Below are 7,269 nucleotides of genomic sequence, written 5' to 3' on the forward strand. Positions count from 1 at the left end.
GCCAGCACCGGCATCCCGAGGGCGAGGCCGGGCGTTTCGCGCGGCGTCGTGGCGGCGGTCAGCGTGAAGCCGGCGCAGTCGATCGTCGCTTCGAGCGTCGCGCCGACGTCGCGGATAAATGTGACCGTACCGGCGAGATGGTTAGGATTGCTGGTGGTAGATGCGGGCTTCAAGCAGACATCTTCGGGACGGATCAGAAGGCGGATGTCCCCAGCGAATTCCGGCACGTAGGCGGGATTAGCCACGACAATCTGCTGGCCTCCCGGCAGACTCACACCGCCTCGGCCGTCATGCGTGACCGGCAGGATATTACCGAGCCCGATGAAGTCGGCGACGAACTCGCTGACCGGGTCCCGATAAATGTCGAGCGGCCTGCCCACCTGCGCAATGCGGCCTTTTTCCATCACGACGATCTCGTCGGCCATCGTCATTGCTTCGCGCTGGTCATGCGTGACCATGATCGTCGTGATGCCCAGGCGTTGCTGCAGCAGGCGGATTTCGACCTGCATCGCTTCGCGCAGCTTGGCGTCGAGTGCGGAGAGCGGCTCGTCGAGCAGCAGCAGTTTCGGCGACGACGCGATCGCACGCGCAATCGCCACCCGCTGGCGCTGTCCGCCGGACAATTGCGTGACCGGCCGGTTCGCCATGTGCGGCAGTTGGATCAGGTCGAGCAGTTCGGCCACCCGGTGGCCTTGCGCGGCCTTGCCGGTCTTTCGCAGCCGCAGCGGGTACGCGATGTTTTCGGCGACGCTCATGTGCGGAAACAGCGCGAGCGACTGGAACACCATGCCGAAATCGCGCTGGTTCGCCGGCAAGTGGGTGATGTCGCGGCCCGCAAAAGTCACGCTGCCGGAGCTTGGCGTCTCAAGCCCCGCGATCATGCGCAGCAGGGTCGTCTTGCCGCAGCCGGACGGGCCGAGAAAGCAGACCAGCTTGCCGTCCGGGACGCTCAGGTCGACGTGATCGACGGCGTAGGTCGGGTTGAAGCGCTTGGTCACAGCCTGAAGTGTCAGATGAGTCATGATAATTCCTTGGATTCTTGCGCGCTCAGAGTGCGACACCCTCGTCGCCAATCAGCTTTTCAAGCAGCCAGATCAGTGCGAAGTCGATGGCAACGATAAAGACGGCGAACGAAAACACGGTCGGGTCCAGCGACGACACCGTGCGGCTATAGAGCCACACCGGCAGCGTCATCGTGTTGATGCCGTACAGGAAGAATGTCACTGTGAACTCGTTGAACGAGATGATGAACGCGAACAGCATGCCGGCCAGGATGCCGGGGCGCATCAGCGGCAGCACCACATCGAACATGGCGCGGCGCGGGCTCGCACCCATCACGCAGGCGGCTTCCTCGAACTCCGGGCCGATAGACGCCGCCGACGCCGCGCAGTTCTTCACCGTGAACGGCAGCGCGAGAATCACGTGCGCAATGATGAGCCGGAACACGCCGAGTTCCACGGGAAGCACGTTGAAAACCAGCAGCAGCGACAGCCCGAGCATCACCAGCGGATAGACGAGCGGCAGCGCAACGAGCTGCTCGACGGCCGACTTGCCGCGAAAGCGGTAGCGGCTCAATGCATACGCAGCGGGCACCGAGACCAGCGTCGCGATGATCATCGTCGACACGGCGACGATCAGGCTCGTCGTCAATGCGGTACCCATGGAAAGCACGTCGCTTGCATCGGGTGAAACAAAACTGTGCCATGCCGCGCGATACCACTGCAAGCTGTAGCCGGGCGGCGGGAATTCCAGCGTGTCCGACGCACTGAACGACATCAGGATCATCGTCAGGATCGGCAGCGCGGCAAGGAACAGGACGATGGCCGCGAGCAGCGCCGCGGGCCTGCCGAGACGGCCCGGCATAGTCGCGGGCAGGAGCCGCGCTCGTAAAGGGAGCGAATTGACCGGGGTGCTCATGCGGACGGCTCCTGGAGACGTTGGGTGCGGCGCACGAGGCTCTGCGAGATCGCCATGACGGCGAGCGTCGCGACCATCAGCACCACGCCGGAGGCCGATGCAGCCGGCCAGTTCAGCAGCGGCGAGACTTCGTCGTGCACCAGCACGGCGAGCATCGGCACGCGCCGGCCGCCGAGCAAGAGCGGCACCGCGAACGCGCTTGCGTTGTAAGCGAACACGAGCAGCGCGCCGGAAACAAGCCCGGGCATCGCGAGCGGCAGCATGACGTGACGCAGGGTTTGCCAGCGCGTTGCGCCGAGTGTTGCGGCGGCTTCTTCATACGAAAGGGACACGGCGCGCATCGCGCTCGACAGCGGCAGCACTGCAAGCGGAAACGCGGTCTGGATCAAGCCAAGCAGCACGCCATGCTCGCGATAAAGCCATTGCATCGGACGCTGGATCACGCCGCTTGCGAGCAACGCGTGATTGAGCAAGCCTGCCGGGCCTAGGATCACGAGCCAGCCATAGCCTTGCAGCAACAGATTGACGAGCAGCGGCAACAGCACGCCCGCCAGCAGCAAGCGCCGTGCGAGCCGCGACTCGGTGCGCGCCATCGCAAGCGCGACCGGAATCGCCAGCAGCACCGCGCACACCATGCTCTGAAACGCGAGCCGCAGCGTGAGCCACAGCGCCTTCAGGAAATACGAATCGGCGAGGTTCGCGTAGTTCTGCAGCGTGAACCCGTGCCACTCGTCGCCCTGCGCACCGAAGCTCATGCGCAGGACCACGAGCGCTGCCGCCGCGAGCACCGCGAGAAACGCGAGGATCGGGGCGAGCAGCAGCCATGGCCGTGCGTGGGCGAGCGCGGCGGTCGAAGCGGGGGCAACCGGCTGGTCCGGCGCCCCCGGCCCGGCGCGGTGCGAAGAGAGTTCGGCCATCGTGGTCATGCCGAGAAAATCTCGGTGTAGCGCTTGATCCAAGTGGCCTGTACCACGGCAAGTGACTTGTCGTCGTGCAGGATGGACTTCTCGGCGATCTGCTGCGGGCTCGGCACGAACCTGAGGCTCTCGGCGGGAATCATGGCCTTCGAATTCACCGGGCCGTTCAGCACGTCAGCGGCCATCCGGCCTTGCACGCCGGCATCGAGCGAATGGTTGATGAACGCGTGAATCAGGTCGAGGTCGCCAGGGTGCGATTTCGGAATCACCGTAAACATCAGTTGCGTGGCGAAGCCTTCCTTCATGCCGTACGTCACGCCCATCTTGTATTCGGGTTTCCTGATCTGGTCGGGAAAGAACGCCGGCGAATAGATGCCGCCGATATCGAGCGAGCCCGTGCGAAACAGGTCGGCGACCTGATTCGGATTCTCGCCGAGCGTCATCACGCGGTCCTTCAGTTCCGCGAGCTTCTTGAAACCCGGGTCGATGTTTTGCTGCGAGCCGCCGGACATTTTTGCGGCGATGATCGCCAGATCGACCGCCTCGGCAAACTCGGGCGGCGGCAGGAACAGGCGGCCTGCGTATTTGGGGTCCCACAGCGCTTCATAGGACGCCGGCGGCGTCTTCACGGTCGACGTGTTGTAGATCAGGCCGTCGGACCACAGCAGGTAGCCGACACCGAAGCCGTCAGCACCCGTTCGATACTGCGCGGGCACGTCCTTGAGGTTCGGCAGCTTGTCGAGATCGGGCTTGACGAGCAGGCCCGCATCGCCGAGACCCGAAGCGCCCACGCCTGCGAGCGTGATCACGTCATAAGTGGGACGGTCGCCCGCGGCCTTCACCTTGGCGACCATGCCGGAGGTGCCGTCCGCGCGGTCGGCGATCACCTTCGCGCCGGTTTTTGCCATGAACGTCGCGGCGATATTGTGCAGCGCGGCTGTCCCTGTATCGTCCGACCAGGTCAGCAGACGTAGTGTCTTGCCTGAGAAATTGTGTTCCTGCGCTCTCAGATTAACGAACGGTGCCGGTAGCGCGGACGCCGCGAGCGCTGCGCCGATCGTCTTGAAGGCTTGCCGCCGTCCTGTGCTGAATTTAGTCATCGCCGACTCCGTGAGTGGTTAAATAAGATGTCCGACCTATGCGCCGGACGAATGGCTGAATTCGTCTGAATTCGTCCACGCATGAAAAATGTTAGGAGCGCAAAATAGGCATCACAATCGATATATCGTCATGTCTGCCATGATCACGGCGCATGGGTTGGTTGCTTTTTCTCTAGTTCTCGCTGGTCTTTATAGGTATTGGCATGCCAGTTGTGCATGCCAAATCGTTGGTGCATGGCAGCCTACGCCCGGTACTTCACCTTCGGGAGCACGCACAACATTTCATAGAGCAGGTTTGCACCCACCAGCGCCGTGTTGCCGGACGGGTCGTACGGCGGTGAAATCTCCACCAGATCGCACCCGACAATATCCAGCCCACGGCAGCCCCGAATGATTTCAAGCGCTTGCCAGATCGTCAGGCCGCCGATTTCCGGCGTGCCGGTGCCCGGAGCGAAACTCGGATCCAGACCGTCGATGTCGAAGCTCAGGTACACCGGGCCGTCGCCCAGTTTCGCGCGTACTTCGTCCATGACCGGCGCGACCGACTTGTACCAGCATTCCTCAGCCTGCACGACACGGATGCCGTGCGAGCGTGACCAGTCGAAGTCCTCCGCCGTATAGCCGGTGCCGCGCAGGCCGATCTGCGCGACGCGGTTGCCGTCGATCAGTCCTTCTTCTATCGCCCGCCGAAACGGCGTGCCGTGAGCGATCTTCTCGCCGAACATGGTGTCGTTCACGTCCGCATGCGCGTCGACATGAACCACGCCGAGCGCGCCGTATTTCTTCTTCATCGCGCGCAGGATGGGTAGCACGATCGTATGGTCGCCGCCCATCGTGAGCGGCACGCAGCCATGCGCGAGGATCTCGTCATACGCTTCGGTGACGATGTCCATGCTCTTCTGCAGGTTGAACGTGTTGATCGCAACGTCGCCGATGTCGGCCACCTGGATGCTGTCGTACGGCGCCGCGCGAGTCGCCATGTTGTACGGGCGCAGCAGGCACGATTCAGCCCGGATCGCACGCGGGCCGAAGCGCGCGCCCGCCCGGTTCGACGTGCCGGTATCCAGCGGCACGCCGACGAAACACGCATCGAGTCCTTCGGCCGATGTCGCGGTCGGCAGGCGCATCATCGTCGCCGGACCTGCGAAGCGAGGCATCTGGTTGCCGCCGAGCGGCTGGTTGAACGGGTTGTCGGAGTGGTTATCGTGCTTCATCGCAAATCCTTTTGAGTAGACGGTCTAGTTGGCCTGACGACGCGTCAGCACCTGCTTGATTTCCTGGAAGGCGGCGAGCCCGAACGGACCCAGTTCACGCCCGATACTGCTGCGCTTGTAGCCGCCCCACGACGTCTGCGGATAGATCAACTGCGGCGTGTTGACCCACACCACGCCGGCCGCAAGGGCACGAGCGACCCGCTCGCCGCGAGCCTCGTCGTCGGTGACGACGGTCGCTACCAGCCCGTACTCGCTGTCATTGGCGAGTTCGATGGCTTCCTCTTCAGTGTCGAACACGCGCACACACAAGACCGGGCCGAAGATCTCGTCACGCCATAAAGCGCTTGTCGGCGGCACATCGGTGAAAATGGTCGGCGCGATGAAAAACCCTTGCTCCGGCGCGCCGGCCGGGCGGTCGCCACCCGTGACGAGCCGCGCACCGTCGGCAATACCTTGTTCGATATGGCCGCGCACCCGGTCGAATTGGGCGCGGCTCACGAGCGGCCCCATCTGCACGTCAGGCGCGAAAGGGTCGCCGACGACGATCCGCTCCGCGCGCTCAACAAGCCTCGCCAGCAAGGCGGGCGCGAGTTCGCGCGCGACCAGCACCCGGCTCGTCGCCGAGCACATCTGGCCGCTGTTGAAGAAGCCGCCCGCTTCGGCGAGGTCGACCGCCAGGTCGAGGTCCGCATCGTCGAACACGATGATCGACGACTTGCCCCCGAGTTCGAGACTCACGCCCTTCAGCGTGTCGGTGGCGGTCTTCATTACCGTCTGACCAACACCCGTGCTACCGGTAAACGATACTTTCGCGACTCCGGGATGCGCGACGAGCGGTGCGCCCACGTCTGCACCGGTGCCCGTCACCGCGTTGAAAACACCCGCCGGCAAGCCGACCGATGCGATCGCGGAGGCCAGTTCAAGTTCGGGCAGCGGCGTGATCTCGGAGGGTTTGAGCACGACCGTGCAGCCGGCCGCGAGCGCCGGGGCAAGCTTCCATGCCGTGGTCACCATCGGGAAATTCCACGGCACGATCAGCGCGGCCACGCCGCAGGGTTCGCGAAGGATCCGCGCACGGTGCTCCGTGCTGGAGATGCTGACTTCTGCGCCGCTTGTGTCGTCCAGTTGCTCGGCCAGTTGGGCGTAATAGCGGAATGTCGCGATCACATCGTCAACGTCCATGTGCGCTTCCGCTTGCGGCTTGCCGTTGTTCAACGATTGCAGCATCGCGAGACGTTCGCGCCGCATCTCCACTTCCGCCGCGATTGCGCGCAGGTAGCCTGCACGCTCGGTGCCGGTCGTTTGCTGCCAGGCACGGAACGCGCGGGCCGCGCCGGCCACCGCCAGTTCGACGTCGTGTGCGGTACCGGCGGCCACGTCGGTCAGATGGGTTCCGGTCGCAGGGTTAACCACGGCAATCGTGTGGCCCAGTGCGCCGTCGACCCAGCGGCCATCGATATAAAGCTGCGTCAGAAATCGAGTGTCGTTCGGCGCGTTCATGCTGGGCCTCCCGGGACGTGGTCGAACCACTTCTGTTCGTCGATTTCGATCAACGTGGGCACGCGGCGCGCCGCGGCCTGCTTCAGTTCGTTTGCCAGCACGGCAGGCGTATGGGCAGACGCGGCGCAGCAGCCAAAACCGAGCGCCAGCGCGAGGAAGTCGGGCGTGTATATGTCGACGCCGATCGGCTCGATATCGCGCTCAACCATGTATTTTTTGATTTCGGCGTAACCCCGGTTGTTCCACAGCAGCACGATCACCGGTACGGCGGCTTCAACAGCGCTCGCCAGTTCGGGCAGCGTGAACTGCAGCCCGCCGTCGCCGATCAGGCAGATCACGGGCCGATTGCCAGATGCAAGCCGTGCGCCGATCGCGGCCGGTAACCCGTAGCCCAGCGTGCCGTAGCCCGTCGAGGAGTTGAACCAAGATCTCGGCGCGGCCGCCTCGAAGACGAAATTACCCGCGTAGACGGGCCGTGTGGAATCGCCCACGATGATCGCGTCGGGCAGGGCGTTCAATACAGTGTCGAAGAGCGCTGCCTGCGAACGAATCGGTACGTCGTAACCTGCATTGAGAGCGGCACGCGCGGTGCCTACGCGCGGCGCGCCCCAACCGGCATCG

Annotated in this window: 7 protein-coding genes; all 7 read right to left on the reverse strand. The window is 64.0% G+C overall.

All coding sequences use genetic code 11. From position 1 onward, the window contains the following. The coding region (locus EOS_RS09880) for an ABC transporter ATP-binding protein (protein WP_047846451.1) at positions 1 to 1,022 on the reverse strand (1,022 nt) is incomplete at its 3' end. 25 nt (positions 1,023 to 1,047) lie between these two features. After that, positions 1,048 to 1,917 (reverse strand): ABC transporter permease, encoded by an 870-nt coding sequence (locus EOS_RS09885; protein ID WP_047846452.1) that lies wholly within the window; start codon positions 1,915 to 1,917, stop codon positions 1,048 to 1,050. After that, positions 1,914 to 2,843, reverse strand: coding sequence for an ABC transporter permease (locus EOS_RS09890; protein WP_047846453.1), 930 nt, complete (start codon positions 2,841 to 2,843; stop codon positions 1,914 to 1,916). The genes EOS_RS09885 and EOS_RS09890 overlap by 4 nt, the downstream gene beginning before the upstream one ends. Then, on the reverse strand, positions 2,840 to 3,934 hold the full coding sequence (locus tag EOS_RS09895) for an ABC transporter substrate-binding protein (RefSeq protein WP_047846454.1): 1,095 nt from the start codon (positions 3,932 to 3,934) through the stop codon (positions 2,840 to 2,842). The genes EOS_RS09890 and EOS_RS09895 overlap by 4 nt, the downstream gene beginning before the upstream one ends. A gap of 242 nt (positions 3,935 to 4,176) precedes the next feature. Beyond that, entirely contained in the window at positions 4,177 to 5,148 is a 972-nt protein-coding gene (speB, locus tag EOS_RS09900) for an agmatinase (protein WP_047846455.1), read from the reverse strand. 24 nt (positions 5,149 to 5,172) lie between these two features. Next, positions 5,173 to 6,648, reverse strand: coding sequence for an aldehyde dehydrogenase family protein (locus EOS_RS09905; protein WP_047846456.1), 1,476 nt, complete (start codon positions 6,646 to 6,648; stop codon positions 5,173 to 5,175). Beyond that, on the reverse strand, positions 6,645 to 7,269 hold a 625-nt coding region (locus tag EOS_RS09910; RefSeq protein ID WP_047846457.1), incomplete at its 5' end, for a thiamine pyrophosphate-dependent enzyme. The genes EOS_RS09910 and EOS_RS09905, both read right to left, overlap by 4 nt.

It is taken from the genome of Caballeronia mineralivorans PML1(12), from assembly GCF_001028175.1.
Taxonomy (GTDB): Bacteria; Pseudomonadota; Gammaproteobacteria; order Burkholderiales; family Burkholderiaceae; genus Caballeronia; species Caballeronia mineralivorans.

Excerpts from the sequence above, each read along its gene's own strand:
- EOS_RS09885 (WP_047846452.1), bottom strand. The coding sequence starts at position 1,917 with ATGAGCACCCCGGTCAATTCGCTCCCTTTACGAGCGCGGCTCCTGCCC.
- speB (WP_047846455.1), bottom strand. The coding sequence starts at position 5,148 with ATGAAGCACGATAACCACTCCGACAACCCGTTCAACCAGCCGCTCGGC.
- EOS_RS09890 (WP_047846453.1), bottom strand. The coding sequence starts at position 2,843 with ATGACCACGATGGCCGAACTCTCTTCGCACCGCGCCGGGCCGGGGGCG.
- EOS_RS09905 (WP_047846456.1), bottom strand. The coding sequence starts at position 6,648 with ATGAACGCGCCGAACGACACTCGATTTCTGACGCAGCTTTATATCGAT.
- EOS_RS09895 (WP_047846454.1), bottom strand. The coding sequence starts at position 3,934 with ATGACTAAATTCAGCACAGGACGGCGGCAAGCCTTCAAGACGATCGGC.